Annotated in this window: 16 protein-coding genes and 1 pseudogene; 4 read left to right on the forward strand and 13 right to left on the reverse strand. The window is 33.9% G+C overall.

The window, feature by feature from the left end; all coding sequences use genetic code 11:
* Positions 1-20 precede the first annotated feature (20 nt).
* Positions 21-653 (forward strand): pyridoxamine 5'-phosphate oxidase, encoded by a 633-nt coding sequence (gene pdxH / locus ISP73_00875; GenBank protein MBL6657141.1) that lies wholly within the window; start codon positions 21-23, stop codon positions 651-653.
* Here the strand turns inward: pdxH and ISP73_00880 are convergent.
* The 6 genes and pseudogenes from ISP73_00880 to ISP73_00905 form a co-directional block, all read right to left on the reverse strand.
* A pseudogene (locus ISP73_00880) lies at positions 642-1,315 on the reverse strand (RNA methyltransferase). The gene pdxH and the pseudogene ISP73_00880 sit on opposite strands and share 12 nt — an antisense overlap.
* Entirely contained in the window at positions 1,315-2,259 is a 945-nt protein-coding gene (locus ISP73_00885; GenBank protein ID MBL6657142.1) for a methionyl-tRNA formyltransferase, read from the reverse strand. Before ISP73_00885 ends, ISP73_00880 begins: the two are co-directional and overlap by 1 nt.
* A 21-nt stretch (positions 2,260-2,280) precedes the next feature.
* Positions 2,281-4,185 (reverse strand): RecQ family ATP-dependent DNA helicase, encoded by a 1,905-nt coding sequence (locus tag ISP73_00890; protein MBL6657143.1) that lies wholly within the window; start codon positions 4,183-4,185, stop codon positions 2,281-2,283.
* 17 nt (positions 4,186-4,202) lie between these two features.
* Positions 4,203-4,709: an ATP-binding protein gene (locus tag ISP73_00895; protein ID MBL6657144.1), complete on the reverse strand. Its 507-nt coding sequence runs from the start codon at positions 4,707-4,709 to the stop codon at positions 4,203-4,205.
* The gene (locus ISP73_00900) at positions 4,709-5,419 is read right to left on the reverse strand and encodes a ZIP family metal transporter (GenBank protein MBL6657145.1); all 711 of its coding nucleotides are present in this window, start codon (positions 5,417-5,419) and stop codon (positions 4,709-4,711) included. The genes ISP73_00895 and ISP73_00900 overlap by 1 nt, the downstream gene beginning before the upstream one ends.
* Positions 5,416-6,141 carry a class I SAM-dependent methyltransferase gene (locus ISP73_00905; GenBank protein MBL6657146.1) on the reverse strand — a complete coding sequence of 242 codons (726 nt, stop codon included), beginning with the start codon at positions 6,139-6,141 and terminating at the stop codon, positions 5,416-5,418. The genes ISP73_00900 and ISP73_00905 overlap by 4 nt, the downstream gene beginning before the upstream one ends.
* Positions 6,142-6,218: 77 nt before the next feature.
* Between ISP73_00905 and ISP73_00910 the strand changes: the two genes are divergently transcribed.
* Positions 6,219-7,370: a class I SAM-dependent RNA methyltransferase gene (locus tag ISP73_00910; GenBank protein MBL6657147.1), complete on the forward strand. Its 1,152-nt coding sequence runs from the start codon at positions 6,219-6,221 to the stop codon at positions 7,368-7,370.
* Positions 7,371-7,405: 35 nt separating this feature from the next.
* On the opposite strand, the gene ISP73_00915 is transcribed toward ISP73_00910, so the two are convergent.
* The 5 genes from ISP73_00915 to rfbC are packed head-to-tail and all read right to left on the reverse strand — an operon-like array spanning position 7,406 to position 14,637.
* Positions 7,406-9,535, reverse strand: a complete 2,130-nt coding sequence (locus tag ISP73_00915; GenBank protein MBL6657148.1) for an outer membrane beta-barrel protein — start codon at positions 9,533-9,535, stop codon at positions 7,406-7,408.
* A 55-nt stretch (positions 9,536-9,590) separates the two neighbouring features.
* Entirely contained in the window at positions 9,591-10,292 is a 702-nt protein-coding gene (locus ISP73_00920) for a TIGR00730 family Rossman fold protein (protein ID MBL6657149.1), read from the reverse strand.
* Between the two features lie 12 nt (positions 10,293-10,304).
* Positions 10,305-13,130, reverse strand: coding sequence for an excinuclease ABC subunit UvrA (uvrA, locus tag ISP73_00925; protein MBL6657150.1), 2,826 nt, complete (start codon positions 13,128-13,130; stop codon positions 10,305-10,307).
* Positions 13,123-14,094: a lytic transglycosylase domain-containing protein gene (locus ISP73_00930; protein MBL6657151.1), complete on the reverse strand. Its 972-nt coding sequence runs from the start codon at positions 14,092-14,094 to the stop codon at positions 13,123-13,125. Before ISP73_00930 ends, uvrA begins: the two co-directional genes overlap by 8 nt.
* Positions 14,095-14,637 carry a dTDP-4-dehydrorhamnose 3,5-epimerase gene (gene rfbC, locus ISP73_00935; GenBank protein ID MBL6657152.1) on the reverse strand — a complete coding sequence of 181 codons (543 nt, stop codon included), beginning with the start codon at positions 14,635-14,637 and terminating at the stop codon, positions 14,095-14,097.
* A 172-nt stretch (positions 14,638-14,809) separates the two neighbouring features.
* Here rfbC and ISP73_00940 point away from each other — a divergent pair, with 172 nt between their 5' ends.
* Positions 14,810-15,397 carry an FKBP-type peptidyl-prolyl cis-trans isomerase gene (locus tag ISP73_00940; GenBank protein ID MBL6657153.1) on the forward strand — a complete coding sequence of 196 codons (588 nt, stop codon included), beginning with the start codon at positions 14,810-14,812 and terminating at the stop codon, positions 15,395-15,397.
* A gap of 72 nt (positions 15,398-15,469) precedes the next feature.
* Here ISP73_00940 and lpdA read toward each other — a convergent pair whose 3' ends face one another.
* Both lpdA and mnmE read right to left on the reverse strand, forming a co-directional pair.
* Positions 15,470-16,858, reverse strand: a complete 1,389-nt coding sequence (gene lpdA / locus ISP73_00945; GenBank protein ID MBL6657154.1) for a dihydrolipoyl dehydrogenase — start codon at positions 16,856-16,858, stop codon at positions 15,470-15,472.
* Positions 16,859-16,995: 137 nt separating this feature from the next.
* Positions 16,996-18,348, reverse strand: a complete 1,353-nt coding sequence (gene mnmE, locus ISP73_00950; protein ID MBL6657155.1) for a tRNA uridine-5-carboxymethylaminomethyl(34) synthesis GTPase MnmE — start codon at positions 18,346-18,348, stop codon at positions 16,996-16,998.
* A gap of 91 nt (positions 18,349-18,439) precedes the next feature.
* On the opposite strand from mnmE, the gene sucD reads away from it, so the two are divergent.
* Entirely contained in the window at positions 18,440-19,318 is an 879-nt protein-coding gene (gene sucD, locus ISP73_00955) for a succinate--CoA ligase subunit alpha (GenBank protein ID MBL6657156.1), read from the forward strand.
* Positions 19,319-19,355 lie beyond the last annotated feature (37 nt).

A 19,355-nucleotide genomic window follows, 5' to 3' on the forward strand; every position in this document is an offset into this window, starting at 1 on the left:
AAAATAGGTAATTTTGATATATGAAAAGTATTAAAAATATCAGAACCGATTACGTCAAAAATGAGTTGAATTTTGACGATTTGACTACCCATCCTTTTGAACTTTTTAAATTATGGATGACTGATGCTCTTAAACAGGTTTCTGAACCAAATGCTTTTGTTTTTTCGACAGTAAATCCTGAAGGTAGGCCTAGTTCAAGAGTGCTTTTATTAAGGGATTTAGATGATAAAGGATTCAACTTTTTTACTAACTACAATAGTCAGAAATCACAAGATATTGAAAGTAATCCTTTTGTTTGTATGAACTTCTTTTGGTATGAATCAGAAAGACAAGTAAGAGTTAGTGGGCGTATTGAAAAGTTGCCAGTTGAGGCTTCTGATGACTACTTTCAAAGCCGTCCTTATGATAGTAAAATTGGTGCTTGGTCATCTCCTCAAAGCTCTGTAATCGAGTCAAGAGAGATTTTAGTTAAAAATGTAAAAGATTTCTCTTCTCAATACTCTGATGATGTACCTCGCCCTCCTCATTGGGGTGGATACTGTATTGTTCCTGATAAAATTGAATTTTGGCAAGGTAGGTCTAGCCGTTTGCACGATAGATTTGTATACAGTCTTGAGGGTGAAGAATGGAAAATAGAACGGTTAGCTCCTTAATCGATTTCTTATAAAATCTTTTTCTACAATTTCAGATTGGTCAATACTATAACGCAACCAGTTGAGAAGAATATGGTCTTTTTCTTCTTCATTTAGTTTCCAGTCAATTGTTTTTTGTTCTAATTTCATTCGCATTTGATATAGGTAAATGGCTGCCGATACGGATAAATTAAAGCTTTCAGTAAAGCCATACATGGGAGTGGTAATGCATTCATCGGCTGATTCCAGTACAGTATTGCTTAGTCCATCAACTTCGGCACCAAAAAATAGGGCTGTTTTACCTTCTGATAAATCAAACTTTTCAATTGGTTTTTTAGTGCTATCTGGACAGGCGGCTACAATTCTATAGCCTTATTTTTTAAGCAATGCAATACATTCTTCTGTGTTATTTTTTTCTTATTGTACCGATTAATGCTTAACCAGTTTGACGCTCCCATACCTACTTCTGTATCCGGCGAGAATTCGTTGTAATTTTCAATAACATGTACATCTTGAATGCCAAAGCAATCGCAAGATCGCAATACTGCACTAGCATTTAACGGTTGGTAAATATTTTCTAGAACTACCGTTATGTATTTAGTTCTCTTTTCTAAGTTTGAAAGAAACAGCTCTTTTCTTCTGTCAGTAACAAGATTTAATAAATGATGTGTTAAGGCTTTCATTATTTTAAAATTAAATCCTCGTCAAACCGATAACCTCTTAAAAAGTCATGGGTTTTCATTTTTTTCTTTCCAGAAAGCTGTATTTCATGAAGGTGAATATAACCACCATTTACTGCTACTTTTAATTCATTTTTTCCATCCGTAAAGATTTTTCCCACACGTTCAGAATGGCTTACTTTTTCGATAGAAGATTTGAAAACTTTTATGTTTTTTTTCTGCTCTTCATCAATAAATGTCCAAGCAGTTGGGTAGGGAGAAAGCCCTCTAATAAAATTATGAATGTCTTCTAAGCTATCTGTCCAATTAATTTTACAGTCTTTTTTAAATATTTTTGGTGCTTGTGTTGCCTTCCCTTTTTGGCTAGTTCCATCGGTAGTGCCTTTACTTATTTTGTCAATAGTTTTACAAACTAATTTACCACCAACGTCCATTAGTTTATCGTGAAGTTGCCCAGCATTGTCATCTTTCTCAATACTTACTTTTTCTTGTAAGATGATGTTTCCAGTGTCTATTTCTTTTTCAATGAAAAAAGTAGTTACACCACTTTCATTTTCGCCGTTTATGATTGCCCAATTAATGGGTGCAGCACCTCTGTATTTTGGTAATAATGAAGTGTGTAAATTAAGTGTGCCTATGGATGGCATATTCCAGATTATTTCAGGTAACATTCTGAATGCCACAACGACTTGAATGTCTGCCTTCAAGGTTTTTAATTCTTCTATAAAATCTGAATCTTTTAGGTTTGTGGGTTGCATAAGGTATAAACCCTTTTCAACAGCATATTCTTTCACTGAGGAATAGTTGATTTTCTGTCCTCTACCAGATGGTCTGTCTGGAGCAGTTATCACACCAACCACATTATATCCAGATTCTATGAGCAATCTCAAGGAATGGGTAGCAAATTCTGGAGTACCCATGAACACAATTCTAAGGTTTGATTTCATATGTTGACGAAATTACACTTTTTATGATACCCAATACAGTTTCTTTTCCTCGTTAAATGCGATTTGCCCGTTATCACTTAAAAACTGTAATACTTCTATCATTTTATCTTCTCTAAATTCTACAATTTTTAAGATGATTTGATCAACCGACATAGGCTCTTTTTCAATCAATTCCTTTATGGCATTCATAATGATATCAAATTCTTGGTTACTGATTTTCAACTTGTTTTTTTCAAGGCAAACATCGCACTTTCCACATTTCTCCAAAGTGTCATCTCCAAAATAATCTTGAAGAAAGCTACTTCTACAATAGTGTTGATTGCTGACATACTCTATAACCGAATTTGCTTTATATTCTTCGTTATTTTTTCTCTTTACTAAAGACTCTTTAGAAATGCTAAGGTTTTTTGCTTCAACTCTTTGTTTTAGGAATAGTATTTTGGGGTTGCTGTTTTGTGGTATATAATCCAAAATATCCATTTCCTTTAATTTCTTCAAAAGGCTTTTTACTTCTTGGGTAGTGAGTTGTGCTCGTTTGGCAATAATGCTCTCTTGTATTTTTGTGAAGGCTTCAAATAGCGTTCCATATGAACGAAGCAATATTTTAAGCATTAAATCATACGCTTTGTTAGCAATTTGAAATTGGTATAGTTCAGAATGAGAAACTTTAAAATGTATTCGTGAAGGTTGATTTATTGCTTCACTTAACTTAATATATTCTTCCCTTTCTAATAGTTTGAGCGTATTAAACGTTTTGAGATAATTTAAAGAATATTTTTCGCAGAACTCACTAATGTGGAAGGGGTGTTCAGAGTACTGTCCGCTACCACTTGCAATTCCATAGTAGTTTGCTAATTGTTGATAGACATTCCTTATTTCTTCAATATCAGGATAATGATTTTCAATGTCTTTTTTTAATTCGTGTACATCTAGTTTATTGCATATTACGATAGCATAGGAAAGTTTTTTATCTCTTCCAGCTCTTCCAGCCTCTTGGTAATATGCTTCCAAAGAAGAAGGGATGAAGTTATGTATAACGAGTCTGACGTCAGGCTTATCAATTCCCATTCCAAAAGCATTGGTAGCTACCATAACTCTGACATGATTAAGTAGCCATTGTTTTTGTTTTGACTCTCTATCAACGATGTCTAAGCCTCCATGATAGAAATGGGATGAAATCCCATGTTCTGATAAAAGAGTGTGAACTCTCTTAGTTTCCTTTCTAGTTCTACAGTAAATTATTGCTGACCCCTTTACTCTGTTCAAAACCTGAATAATCTTACTATCTTTCTCTTCTTGATCAAGTACTACATATGAAAGTTCTTTCCTGTAAAAACTACTTTTAACAACTTTTTTAGTTCTAAACTCTAGTTTCTCTTGTATATCTTCTACAACAGTTTTTGTTGCTGAAGCCGTTAAAGCCACTATTGGAGCGTCGCTTATCTTTCTAATGTTTGAAATTTTGAGGTACGATGGTCTAAAATTATAGCCCCATTCTGAAATACAATGGGATTCGTCTACAGCTATGAGGTTAATATTCATTTTTTCAAGCCTCACTTTCACCATTTCATTTTCCAGACGTTCTGGAGAGAGGTATAAAAACTTATAGTTTCCATAAATGCAGTTATCTAGAGTGATATCTAATTCAGAATGAGACATTCCAGATGTAATAGCAACAGCTCTAATGTTTTTAGATTTAAGTGTATTAACTTGATCATTCATAAGGGCTATAAGAGGTGATACAACTATACAAATACCTTCCATCATCATAGTAGGGACTTGAAAGCATATGGACTTTCCTCCTCCAGTAGGTAATAGCACAAGAGTGTCATTACCTTCAAGAATTGAATGAATAACATCAAGTTGAGAACTTCTAAAAGAATCAAAGCCCCAATATTGTTTCAATATTTTTTCTGGACTTAACATCTTTACGAAGATATGAATTAGATTCTATTTAGAATGAAATCAATTCGTTCTTCTAGTGTAGTTTTTGGAACCTCTATTAAAGAATAGTCGTATTTGGTGTAAGCTTCTATCAGATAACTATGAATATCAACGGCTTCCTTATAATCTTCAACCCTTTCATTGTCGGTTTCATAAATATCATGCCAAGGGGGTAAAATGAAAATTTTTGTAAAGTATTTGTGTTGTTTACAATCTTTGTGCATGTTTTCAGAAATGGTAAGCTTGTTTTTAGTCAAATAAGCTAAGTTATCAATCATACTTCTATCGTAGAATTGAAGTTCTTTTGATGCATCTAAAAAATCTTTTTTTCTATGGTTAAAGACTTCATCTTCAAAGTTAAAATCTTTGAAAGATGTTGATATTTCCATTCGTTTAATAAGCTGTCTTGAAACTTCTTCATAGCAAGGGTAACCTTTTTGTTTTAACTCGTCTATAAGACTAGTTTTACCACTACCAGGACATCCTGTGATAACTACCCTTTTCATTATAGGAATGTACTTAATAGGGCAATGCTTGTTCCTAATATAATAGCTAATATTTTTTGACTATTGAAGTGATGTCCTTCACTGCTTTCAAAAAGAATTGTAGTAGAAATATGAAGAAAAATTCCAATTACGATTGCCATTATTTCATGGTAATAACCTGAAATATTACTAATGTATTGACTAAAAAAAGAACCAAGAGGTGTTGTTAAAGCAAATATTACTACGAAAAGAAATATTCTAGCTTTACTCATTTTACTTTGTATGAGCATATGGGTTAGGACAATGCCTACAGGTATTTTATGTAATACAATTGCAGAAAGTAGAGAGTCGTGAGTGTGGGCATTTACATGGTTGTGGTGTGGTGTTCCTAAAGGCATTCCTTCAATAAATGAGTGAATACACAAGCCTATCATTATACTAATTGGTATACTTCCATGGATGTGTCCATGTCCGTGTTCAACACCTTGAGAAAAGTGTTCTAGTATTATTTGAATGAAAAAACCAATTAAAACGAAAAGACCAATGACATGGTTATTCTCATTATTAAATGTCTCAGGCATAAGATGAAGAACAGTTATAGAAAACAAATATGCTCCACTGAACGAAATCAACAATTTTGTTGTTTTATTTGAGATGTTTTTAAAATAGAAAGCAATAAATGCTCCTATAAAAACTGAGAGAAAAAGAACTATATAGTTGGTTAAACTCATTTCTGTAAAAGTAATATTAGTCGTTGTGAATTAATTGCGTCAAAGTCATTAAAATCATAATCACCCCACAAATTTATAAATTTTAATCCGGCTTTATCTACTAAATCTTTGAAATCGTTCAGTGTCAGAGCTCTAACCTTTTCCTCAAAGTGATACGATTGATTATTATCGACGAATTTTATGTCTTTTATGATGTAGCCCTTTTCCACTTTTCTGTTAATTTTAAACAGAAGATGTTCGACTTTTTTATCTTCTTTTTCAACTAAATTGGAAATGACTTTTTTTGCATTCATAAAGTCAATGACTATTCGGCCTCCCTTTTTAAGGTTCTCTGACATGGCTTTTATAGCATCTTCATTCTCTTTATCACTCTTGAAATAGCCAAAACTTGTGAATAGATTTAGGATAAAGTCAAACTCTTCTTTTTTGTAGACTTTTCTCATGTCATGAACATTAAAATGAAGGCGTTCATTAGAGAATGAGTTGGCGTAATCTATACTTTCCTTTGATAAATCTATTCCTTCTACTTTAAATCCTTTTTCATTAATAGATACAGAGTGTCTGCCTTTACCGCATGCAATATCTAAGAAAGAATGATTAGGAGAGGGGTTTAATTGCTCTATTAGATTAGAGATAAATTTATCAGCTTCACTAAAGTCGCGGTCTTTATAAAGAAGGTGATAGTATGGGCTGTTAAACCAAGTGTCGAACCAATTTTTCATTCCTCAAATATAAATTTATTAACGTATTATTTGACTAACTTCGCCCAATGATAAATATTACAAGAAATAACTTTCGGATGATTGCTAAAACTCAACTCGGTTTAGAGGAGGTTTTAGCAGATGAGCTTAAGCAGTTAGGGGCAATGGATGTTGAAGTTTTAAATAGAGCCGTTAGTTTTGTTGGTGATATTGGCTTTATGTACAAAGCAAATCTTAATCTAAGAACTGCTATTCGAATTCTTAAGCCAGTTTTTAACTTTACTGCTCGAAAGGATGTGGAGTTGTATGAAAAAGCTCTAGAACTTGATTGGCAAAAATATATAAGTGTTGATAATACTATAGCTGTAAGTGCTGTGGTTCACTCTGATTTTTTCAATCATAGTCATTATGTAGCTCTTAAAGTAAAAGACGCTATCGTTGATTATTTTAGAAATTTAACTAAGGGGAGAAGACCTGATGTTGATACTAAAAATCCTGATATCAGAATTAATATTCACGTGTCTAACGACAAATGCACATTGTCTCTTGATAGTTCGGGAGAATCTCTTCATAAAAGAGGGTATAGGCATGCAACTAATGAGGCTCCTATTAGTGAAGTGTTAGCAGCAGGATTGATTTTACTTAGTGATTGGGATAGACAAAGTGACTTTTTAGATCCAATGTGTGGTTCTGGAACGATTTTAATTGAAGCAGCTATGATTGCTTGTAACATTCCTCCAGCACTTCATAGAAAGAAATTCTGTTTTATGAATTGGAATGATTTTGATGAACCTTTATGGGAAAAGATTAAAGAAGTTTCCATGAAAAAGGTCTCTGATTTCGAGGGTAGGATTATTGGTTGTGATAGAGCCTTTGCTTCAGTTAGAAAAGCACAGGAAAACATTAAAGATGCTATGCTTGATGATATTATTGAGATTAAGCGATCTAATTTTGTGAGAAAGCCTGAGTTGCTTCCTAATGGTGGAACTATATTATTTAACCCACCATATGGCGAACGACTAAATGTGGACACTCATGAGCTTTATGCGAGTATTGGGGATACCTTTAAAAAGAATTATGCCGGTTGCTCAGCATGGTTAATTACATCCGATTTGGAAGCCGTTAATAGTATACATCTAAAGCATACTAGACGAATTAAAATATTCAATGGCAATTTAGAGTGTCGTTTCTTAAAATACGAAATGTATGATGGCTCTAAAAAACTAAGCAAACAAAAAGCGACTGAATAGTCGCTTTTTTATTTGCTTATAATTTTGATATAGGATTATAAACCAATTAATTCTTTAGCTTTTTTGATAGATATTTGCTCATTATTGTAGAATGCAATTGGGTAACATCCGTCATAGCCCATTTTAGTTACTTTCTCAAGTCTTAGCATAGCTGCCTGAATGTTTGTAAATGTGCCTGTAGTATATCTGAAAATACCATCTGATATTTCTGTTTTCTCAACACCTTCCAGTTCATTTATTTTGGCAATTTCTACAACTTCTTTATTACTGTAAATCCCAAGTTGTACCTTAAAGATTACATCACCATATACTGATGCGTTTTCTTCAGTATAACCGATATCCATATATTCTTTAGCATCTACTAATTCACCTTCTTTGATAGCTACAACTTTAGCGTTTTCATAGCTCATGAAGTAAAGCTCATTTCTTCTTTCTAGGGCTTCTTCATACGATGAGTAACCTTCAGTAAATACATGCTTGAATCCTTCATTATCTTCAAAGATGACTAATTCATCTAAATCATAGAAATCAAGGTCAACTTCTTTTAATACATCCAATTGAACTCGGAATACGATATCCTGAAGTGGAGGTAAGTCTTCAAGTTTAGCTGATGCTCTTAAGTTTTTCTCTCTTTTAATCTCTTCAGAGGTTACTTTTCTCAAATCACCTTGTCTGTCTTCAACAATATAGGTATTTGAATAACCACTATTGATTAGTTGTTTTTGACGTTGATAAGCCTTCATTAAATCCTCGAATTCACCAGAGTAGTAAGAAGTATGATCGCCTTCGATAGTACTCTTAATGTTGCTGATACTCATTAATCTATTTATCTCTGAAGCATCCATTCCTTTTGAATGTTTAGCCATTTGGATTTTGTAGTATGTTTTTGAGTTTAAATCAACGAATTGAGAAGGGGTTATTGTTTCTTCAAATTCTTTTTGTTGTTCAAAAATTTGCTGGAAAACTTTTGGTTTGAAAATATCTACTAATAGTGTATCTCCTTCAATATTTACGACCTCTTTTGTAATTTTAATGAATTTATCAGTAGGGTAGTTTTCATCAAAATAAGATGATGCATCTTTTCTAGATGTTGCGTTTAGGTAATTTAAATAAATAGCTTCACTCATTTTGTCTGTTAGCTGAACTCCATTAACACTAACTACCGCTCCTTTAGGAGTATTTGGTTCTTTATCTAGGTAATCTGGAACATCATCATTATCTGTGTCAATAGGGCAACCAACGGCATCCACTTTAACTCTTGATGGTGTGCCTATACAAAAGTCGTCAATATCTGGAACTCCATCACCATCTTCATCTTCTCTGTCTAAGCTTTCGAAATTTACTAGATAGTCGTCGTGCACTTGAGGAACGTAATCTTCTTCTTCACAGTTTTTACAGTATAAGTCATAAACTGCATGTACTGAATTAACGAAGTATTTATCTGATGAGCCATCAACAATATTATCAATATAATCAGAATTTGTATAGTGATATGCAGAACTAAAGTTTAGGTTTAATCTATCGTTTATCTTAAATTTTACTCCTAAAGTGACGGGAATTTCTATTGCTGTTTGGCTATATGCCTCTGTATTTTCAGGGTTTAAAAGCCAGTCGCCTAGTAAATCAATTTCATATTCATTATTACTATCATCATTTGAGCCCTTTGAGTCAAATTTTAGATAGTTTAAACCTAGACCAATGTAGGGGGTCAGTTTATTTTGTGAACTAGATTTATTTAAATTATAGTTAAATCTAAAACCAATTGAATTTAGTGTACTCTTGAAGTTTTTTGGTAAATCATCTCTGGAAATGCCATCTACTCTTACAACACCTTCTTGCATGATTAATGCTGCATCTAAATTCTCATTTAAACTAGCAGCTAAACCAATTTGAAACCCTGATTGCCCAATAAGTCCTGAATTACGTGTGTCAGAAATATCTCCTCTAAAGTTAAAATTACCAAAGCCAATATATAGTTTTGGTTCTAGTTTTTTAGGCTCATTAGGATTAGCATCAGTATCTAAAGCTTGGTTTGAAACACTGTCTTCAGAATTTTCTGAAACTCCAGATTGGTATTCAGAGGGTATATATTCTGGGTCTGGAATTTGTGCCCACGCAAGCGTAATTAAAGTACTTAAAATTGCTGTTGAAACGAATTTTTTCATCTAAATTCTTATTAGTTGTGATCGTCTGTAAAACTAAGAAAATTTCTATTATGAACTAGAAGTTTGGCTTCAGCAAATATTTAAAATAAAAGTTGTCAATACATTCAACGGCTTCATCAGCTGTGTCTACTAGATTAAAAAGGTCTAAATCTTCTGGGCTAATATTTTGTTCTTTTGCTAGCATTACTTCTCTTATCCAGTCAATTAATCCACTCCAATATTTTTTTCCGACCAAAACAATTGGAAAAGGAGCTATCTTTTTTGTTTGTATCAGCGTAATAGCTTCGAAAAGTTCATCTAAGGTTCCAACACCACCAGGCATTACAACAAAACCTTGTGCGTACTTTACAAACATCACTTTTCTCACAAAAAAGTAGTCGAAGTTAATGAGTTTGTCGTTATCTATGAAGCTGTTTGCCTCTTGTTCGAATGGAAGGTCAATGTTTAATCCAACAGATTTTCCAGCACCTTGTTTTGCGCCTTTATTACCAGCTTCCATAATACCAAAACCACCACCGGTTATTACTCCATATCCTTTTTTTGTTAATTTTTCAGCTATTTCTTCAGCTTGTTTATAGTAAGGATTTTCCGGCTTAGTACGTGCTGAACCAAAAATTGACACACAAGGTCCAATTTTTGATAGTGTTTCAAATGCCTTAACAAACTCAGCCATTATTTTAAAAATTTGCCAAGAATCATTTGTCTTAATTTCGTTCCAACTTTTTAATTTAAACGCTTTTTCAATTTTTTTCTTCATGTTTTATATGTGTTAGTTTATTAATTCATCTTTAAGAAAAGGTGCCGTATGCCCTTTTGTTGATTGTATAAGTTCTTCAGGTGTTCCTGTATTTATTACATTGCCACCATTTTTACCACCATCAGGGCCAATTTCAATTATGTGGTCAGTCATTTTTATAACATCAAGATTGTGTTCTATAACGACCACTGTATTTCCTTTATTTACTATTTTTTCTATTACTTGAAGAAGTACGTTTACATCTTCAAAATGAAGTCCTGTTGTGGGTTCATCAAGAATGTAAAATGTATTTCCAGTACTTTTCTTTGCCAATTCACTAGCTAGTTTTACTCTTTGGGATTCACCACCTGAAAGAGTAGTGGATTGTTGTCCGAGTTTTACATAGCCCAATCCAACATCTACTAAAGCACTTATTTGTCGTTTAATTTTCGGATGATTATCAAAAAATTCTAAGGCTTGGTTGAGAGTCATTTCTAGAACGTCTGAAATAGATTTTCCTTTATATCTTATTTCTAAGGTTTCTTTGTTGTAGCGTTTACCATTGCAGCTTTCACAATTGACATATACATCAGGCAAGAAATTCATTTCAATAGTTTTTACGCCAGCACCTTTGCAGTCTTCACATCTGCCACCACTTACATTGAATGAAAATCGACCAACTTTATACCCTCTTGCTTTTGATTCTGGGTGATTAGTATAAAGGGCTCTTATCTCTGAAAATACACCAGAATATGTAGCGGGGTTTGAACGAGGTGTTCGCCCAATAGGCGACTGGTCAACTTCAATGACTTTATCAATGTGTTCTAGTCCACTTATAGAATCATATTCAAGAGGTTTTTTTACACTATTATAAAAATACTGATTGAGAATAGGATATAGTGTTTCATTTACTAATGTGCTTTTTCCACTACCAGAAACGCCTATTACTCCTATAAATTTAGCTAGTGGGAAGTCAACATTAATGTTTTTGAGATTGTTTCCTCTTGCTCCTTTTATTGATAGTTTTTTGCCATTACCACTTCTTCGTTTAGAGTTTGGCTGAATCGATTGTACTCCTGTTAGATAGTCTATTGTTAAAGAACCTTTAGAAAGAAACTCTTTGATATTTCCTTGAGCAATAATTTCCCCACCATGAATTCCTGCGCCAGGTCCAATATCAATAATGTGGTCAGCGGATAGAATCATATCCTTATCATGTTCTACCACAATGATTGAATTACCAATATCTCGTAGTTTCTTTAAAGATTGAATGAGTTTATGATTATCCCTTTGGTGTAATCCAATGCTTGGTTCATCTAAAATGTAGAGAACATCTGTTAACTGAGAACCTATTTGTGTAGCTAGTCGAATTCTTTGGCTCTCACCACCTGAAATGCTTCTTGATGAACGGTTTAAAGAAAGATAATTTAGACCAACGTCTATTAGAAACTGTATTCGCTTGCTTAATTCTTTGATAATTTCGTTACCAATTATTTTTTGTTTTTCATTGAGTTTGCTCTCTAGACTATCAATCCATTTTTTTAGTTCAATGATATCCATCTCAGCGACTTCAGAGATGTTTTTCTCATCTATTTTGAAAAATAATGATTCCGTTTTTAATCGAGAACCATTGCATTTTTTACATTCTTTTTTAATCATGAATTCACTTGCCCAACGTCTTAATTTTGTGGATGATGAGTTCTTGAATTGGTCTTCAATGAAATTGATAATCCCTTCAAAGTTAATTTTATACGATTTGCTAAGTCCAGCTTCTTTTAGTTCAACATCAAATGTTTCATTTGATCCATATAGAATAGCGTCCATCCCTTTTTTAGGAATATCTTTTATTGGTGTGGATAAAGTGAAATTGTATTTTCTTCCAATAGTTTCAATCTGACCAGTAATCCATGTATTAGCATTCTTGGCAATGGGAGTTAGGCCACCATTATTGATGCTTAGATTTTCATTAATGATTTTACTTTTATCAATAACTGACTTAACGCCTAAGCCGTTACATTTTGAGCATGCCCCTTTCGGAGAATTAAATGAAAAACTGTTTGGTTCTGGTTGTGCATAAGAAATGCCTGTTTTGGAACACATTAAGTGACGACTGAAATAACGTTCATTACCACTTTCAATATTAAGAGTCATTATCAATCCATCTCCGTACTTCATAGCGGTTTCTATGGATTGTTTTAAGCGTTTTTCATTTTCTTTTTTGATGATAAGCTTATCGATAACAATTTCAATATCGTGAGTTTTAAAACGATCAAGCTTCATTCCGGGTGTTATTTCGGTTAGCTCACCATCGACTCTTACTTTCAAAAAACCTTGTCTGGCAGTTTGCTCAAAAAGTTCCCTATAATGTCCTTTTCTTGAAATAACAACAGGGGCAAGGATAATGGTTTTCTCTTGACTTAGTTCATTTGTAATGATGTCATTAATTTCATCATTGGTGTAAGAAACCATTTTTTCACCAGTATTGTAAGAATATGCATCAGATGCTCTTGCGAAAAGTAATCTTAAAAAGTCATAAATTTCAGTAATTGTTCCTACTGTAGAGCGTGGGTTTTTATTAGTCGTTTTTTGTTCAATAGAAATAACAGGGGAGAGACCACTGATTTTATCGACATCGGGACGTTCTAAACCGCCAAGAAATTGTCTAGCATAAGCGGTAAACGTTTCAATATACCTTCTTTGACCTTCAGCATAAATAGTATCAAAAGCAAGTGATGATTTTCCGCTGCCACTCAAGCCTGTAATGACTACCAATTCATTTCTAGGAATAGTAATGTCAATATTTTTAAGGTTATGCTCCTTCGCTCCAAATATTTGAAGTGTTTCTTTACTTTTACTCATCTAAAGGGTTACTTTCTGAACTTGTTTTCTGATTGTTTAAATTGTAAGCCCCGCTTAAGGGAATCTTAATATCATAAACTTTTCTAGAGGCATTGGTTAAGTAACTTTGCCTTAACCAAGGGTTATGAATTTTCAAAATTTTATAATTTAAACCTAAGTTATTTGAAAAGTCTGCCCAACTACCAACGCTTGAATCTACTTTTACAGTATATGTTGGTATATTTTTATAGAGGTCTTCATTTCTAAATTGAAAGCCATATTTTTTTGGGTTTTCAATAATTTCTTTGATGGCTAAAATTCTAAATACATATCTAGAAGTTTCATCATTTAACAATAAATTATAATAACCCTCACATTTTTGTCTGTCGAGTTGCTTTTGAAGTCCTGACCTACCCATATTGTAGGCAGCTGCAGCTAAGGTCCAACTCCCAAATTTTTTTTTGGCAGAAGATAAAAAATCACAGGCAGCTAATGTGGATTTTTCTAGGTGATAACGTTCATCAATTTCTGAATTCACCTCCAGTCCGAATTCTGTAGCCGTTGATTTCATGATTTGCCAAAATCCTTTTGCACCGGCTGGTGAGGTTACGTTTTCTAAGCCACTTTCTATTAATGCCAAATATTTAAAATCATCAGGAATATTGTTTTCTTTAAGAATAGGCTCAATTATAGGAAAGTATTTAGCAGCTCTTTTGTGTAGTAGCAAGGTGTTGGATTGCCAATAAGTATTTTTTAGAAGTTCTTTATCATACCTTTCCCAAATATCAGGATTTTCTATTGGTGCTCTTTCGTTCGCAAAATAAAGATTGTTTACAGGTTTTGGTAGGGCAAAAATTGAGTACTTTTCTTTGAGATTCTCAAGAATTGATAAATTATCTGCATGCTCTTTTGATGAAAAGGTAAAAAGAGAGAGAATAAGTACAGACACTAGAACTATTGAACTGAAAGTGATGTATTTTTTCATTTAGAAAGGGCTTTTAAAATGTTTAAAGTTTTGGGCTAGTTGGTCTTTTTCAGAAACAATAGGAGAAGAAACATTCCAATCTATATTTAAGTCCTCGTCGTTCCATAAAATTGATCCTTCAGACTCTTTGGAGTAAGGGCCAGTGCATTTGTAACTAAAAATCGTATTATCTTCAAGTGTTAGAAAGCCATGGGCAAAACCAGGGGGTATCCAAAACTGTAAATTATTTTCTCCACTAAGCAGGATACTTTTGTATTGTCCGTAAGTTGGTGAGTTTTTACGAATATCTACAGCAACATCTAACACACTTCCTTGAATGACTCGAACTAATTTTCCTTGTTCAAAGGGTGGGTTTTGAAAGTGTAATCCTCTTAACACGTCTTTGTGTGACATGGATTGGTTATCCTGAACGAAAGTAACAGTAGGTACTTCAGTATCAAATTTGTACTTATTGAAGCTTTCAAAAAAATAGCCTCTGTTGTCACCAAATACAGTTGGTTCAATAGTTAGTAATCCTTGAATATGACATTTTGTAATTTCCATAGAGTTAAATCTAAGGGTTAAAGATACAAAACTACAAGCAGAAATTACTCTAAACTATCTATATTTAAAGTATATTTGCCCCTCAAAATTAACTACGATGAAGAATATATTTTTATCCCTTATTGTGCTATTGGGATTTTCAAGTATTAATGCACAAAATTTAAATACCGAGATGGAAAAAGTAAGTTATAGTTTGGGTGTAAACGTAGCCAAAAGCGTTAAAAACCAAGGTCTAGAAAGCATTGATGCAGATGCAATTGCTAAGGCTTTTAAAGATGTTTTTGAAGGTAATACATTAGAAATTTCTGAAGAAGAAGCTAATATTGTTCTCCAAGACTATTTTGGAAAACTAGCTAATGCACAACAAAAGGCTAATGTTGAAGCTGGTCAGAAATTCTTAGATGAAAACGCTAAGAGAGAAGGAGTAGTTACTACTTCAACTGGTTTACAGTACGAAGTTCTTCAAGAAGGTAGTGGAGACTCTCCTAAAGAAACAGACAATGTAACTGTACATTACCATGGAACATTAATTGATGGTACTGTTTTTGACAGTTCTGTTGACAGAGGTCAGCCGGCTACATTCCCAGTAAATGGTGTTATTCCAGGATGGGTTGAAGCATTACAGTTAATGAACCCGGGCGCTAAGTACAAATTATTCATTCCTTCTAACCTAGCTTATGGTGAAAGAGGTGCAGGTGGAGCTATTGGACCAAATGCTACTTTGGTATTCGAAGTTGAATTAATTTCAATTGGTGGATAGTTTACTAACACAACAGTAAATAAAAAAGCCCCGCATTTGCGGGGCTTTTTTATTGTTTTAAGTATGTGTAAATTACATATGTATCACTTCGCCGTATGCTGCAGCAACAGCTTCCATTACCGCTTCACTCATAGTTGGGTGAGGGTGGACTGCTTTTAAGATTTCGTGACCTGTTGTTTCTAATTTACGAGCTACAACAGCTTCTGCAATCATTTCAGTTACATTGTATCCAATCATGTGGCAACCTAACCACTCGCCGTATTTTGCATCGAAAATAACTTTTACAAAACCGTCTTTGTGCCCAGCTGCAGATGCTTTACCTGAGGCAGAGAATGGAAATTTACCAACCTTTACATCATAACCAGCTTCTTTGGCAGCTTTTTCAGTATACCCAACGGATGATATTTCAGGTGAACAATACGTACACCCTGGAATGTTTCCGTAGTCCAAAGGCTCTGGATTATGACCAGCTATTTTTTCTACACAAATAATTCCTTCAGCAGAAGCTACGTGAGCTAATGCTTGAGTAGGCAATACATCACCGATAGCGAAGTATCCAGGGATATTTGTTTGGTAGTAATCATTCACAAGAATTCTTCCTTTGTCAGTAACGATACCAACTTCTTCTAGTCCAATGTTTTCAATATTAGCAGTAATACCAACTGCTGAAAGAACCACATCGCATTCAATTGTTTCTTCGCCTTTTTTAGTCTTAACGCTAACAACACATCCTTTTCCTGAAGTAACAACACTTTCTACTGAAGAATTAGTCATTACTTTAATACCAGCTTTCTTGAATGTACGAGCGAGTTGTTTTGAAACGTCTTCATCTTCAACAGGAACGATATTAGGCATGTACTCAACTACTGTTACGTCAACACCCATTGCATTATAGAAGTATGCAAATTCTACGCCGATAGCACCTGAGCCAACTACTACTAATTTAGATGGTTTTTTCTCTAATGTCATCGCTTTTCTATAGCCGATAATTTTCTTACCGTCTTGTGGAAGGTTTGGTAGTTCTCGTGAACGAGCACCTGTAGCAATGATGATATTTGAAGCACTGTATTCTGTTGTTTTACCATCAGCATCAACTACATCAATCTTCTTGCCAGCTTTTACGGTAGCGGTACCCATTATGACTTCAATTTTATTCTTTTTCATTAAGAAGTCAATACCTTTACTCATACCGTCTGCAACATCTCTGGAGCGAGACACTACATTATTGAAATCTGCTTCAGCACCTTTTACTGAAATTCCGAAATCTTCAGCATGGTTTATGTATTCAAATACTTGAGCAGATTTTAAGAGTGCTTTTGTTGGGATACATCCCCAATTTAAGCATACACCTCCTAAAGATTCTTTTTCAACAATAGCGGTTTTTAATCCTAATTGTGAAGCACGAATGGCAGTAACGTATCCGCCAGGTCCACTTCCTATAACAATGACATCAAAATTCATATTTTTCTTTTGTTTAAAATCGACCACAAATCTAATAAATTCTGTAACAGAAAACGAAGTAATTTATCAATACTTATATTAACAATACTCAATTGTTAAACTCCTCATTTTATATTAAAAGTTTAGTAAAGGATTGATTACTTTCCGATACAGAAATTTGAAAAAATATTATCCAGTAAATCGTCGGTTGAAATTTCACCTGTAATCTCTCCAATATGAAAAAGCGCTTGTCGGATATCCATAGCAATAAAATCACCACTTATTCCACTATTTAACCCTTCTGAAGTTTTTATCACAAAGTTTAGTGATAATTGTAGAGCTTCAAGATGTCTATTGTTACTGACTAAAGTATCGTTTCTGTCAAATTCATTGTCATGAACACATTCTAATAGTTTCTTTGAGAAAGCATCAATACCTTTTTTGTTTTTTGCTGAAATGGTTAATGCTTTTGGTAATTCATATGAAATACTTGGATTTAAGTCAACCTTATTTGCAATAATTAAAGGTTCTTTAAGTCCATTGGCTTTTAACTTTTCTAACTCATCAAGTTGTTCGGAAAGTTTTTGTGAGGCATCAATGATAAAAATAATGATTTGAGCATTTTGAGCTTTTTCAATGGCTTTTTTTATACCAATATTTTCAATTACATTATCCGTTTCCCTAATGCCAGCAGTATCAATAAAGCGAAATTGAATGCCATCAATAATTATGGTGTCTTCAATAGTGTCTCTAGTTGTTCCTGCAATCTCTGAAACAATGGCTCTATCTTCATTGAGTAGAGCATTCAATAGTGTAGACTTTCCAACGTTAGGTCGACCAATGATGGCTACTGGGACACCGTTTTTCATTACATTACCAACAGTAAAGGAGTCAATTAGTCGCTTTAAAACAACTTTTATTTTTTCAAGTAAAGCATTGAATTTCTGTCTATCGGCAAATTCTACATCTTCCTCACCAAAATCCAATTCAAGTTCTATTAATGAGGCGAAACTAATTAGTTCATCTCGTAATACTTTTAGCTCATTAGAGAAGCCACCGCGCATTTGATGCATGGCTACTCTGTGTGCGGATTCATTTTCTGAAGATATTAAGTCTGCAACTGCTTCAGCTTGCGATAAATCCATTTTACCATTCGAAAAGGCACGTAAAGTAAACTCACCTGCTTTTGCCATTCTAGCACCAGCACCAATAAACAGTTGGATAAGCTGATTTTGAATGTATTTAGAGCCATGACAAGATACTTCAATAACATCTTCACCAGTGTAGGAGTGAGGGTTTCTGTAAACACTAACCACTACTTCATCAATAATTTGTTGTTCTTTTCTAATAGTTCCAAAATGAAGAGTATGGCTTTTTACTGCTGAAATATCTTTTGAAAAAAAAGAATTACAGATGTCAATGGCTTTACTGCCGGACAGTCTTATTATAGAAATAGCACCTTTTCCAGATGAAGTTGCTAAGGCACAAATGGTATCATTGTTAATAAACATTTGACAAAGATAGAAAGTCTTTTACTTTTTTGTTTTCCTAATTCATATTTCATTTTAAATTTGCAAAAATAAATTTTACCAAAAAATCAATATGAGTGTATTAGTTGATAATCAATCGAAAATTATTGTTCAAGGTTTTACTGGAAGTGAAGGTACTTTTCATGCCGGTCAGATGATTGAATATGGAACCAATATTGTTGGTGGAGTAACACCAGGAAAAGGGGGGCAAGTTCATCTAGAAAAACCAGTATTTAATACTGTTGCAGAAGCTGTTGAAAAAGTTGACGCTAATACATCTATAATATTTGTGCCACCAGCATTTGCTGCTGATGCCATCATGGAATCTGCCGCTGCAGGTATAAAAGTAATTATTTGTATCACAGAAGGAATTCCTACTAAAGATATGATTACTGTCAAAGAATACATTTCTGACAAAGACTGTCACTTAGTTGGTCCTAATTGTCCGGGTGTTATCACGCCAGGAGAGGCAAAATGTGGAATTATGCCAGGATTTGTCTTTAAAGCTGGTAGAATTGGAGTAGTATCTAAATCAGGTACTTTAACTTATGAAGCTGCTGACCAAATTGTAAAGGCAGGAATGGGTATTTCTACTGCTATCGGAATTGGTGGTGATCCTATTATCGGAACAACAACAAAGGATGCGGTTGAATTGCTGATGAATGACTCTGAAACTGATGGTATTGTAATGATTGGTGAGATTGGTGGTCAGTTAGAAGTTGACGCTGCTCATTGGATTAAAGCTAATGGCACTAAGCCAGTGGTTGGTTTTATTGCTGGACAGACTGCTCCTAAAGGAAGAACTATGGGACATGCAGGTGCAATAGTTGGAGGGGAAGACGATACAGCTGAGGCTAAAATGAAAATTATGAGCCAATGTGGAATTCATGTTGTTGAATCGCCAGCAAGTATTGGTGAGAAGATGGCTGAACTAATGGGTGTAAACGCTTAACATTATTTAAACTTTTCTAGAAAGACGCTTCATGCGT

The organism is Flavobacteriales bacterium, assembly GCA_016779935.1.
In the GTDB taxonomy this organism is placed as follows: Bacteria; Bacteroidota; Bacteroidia; order Flavobacteriales; family UBA7312.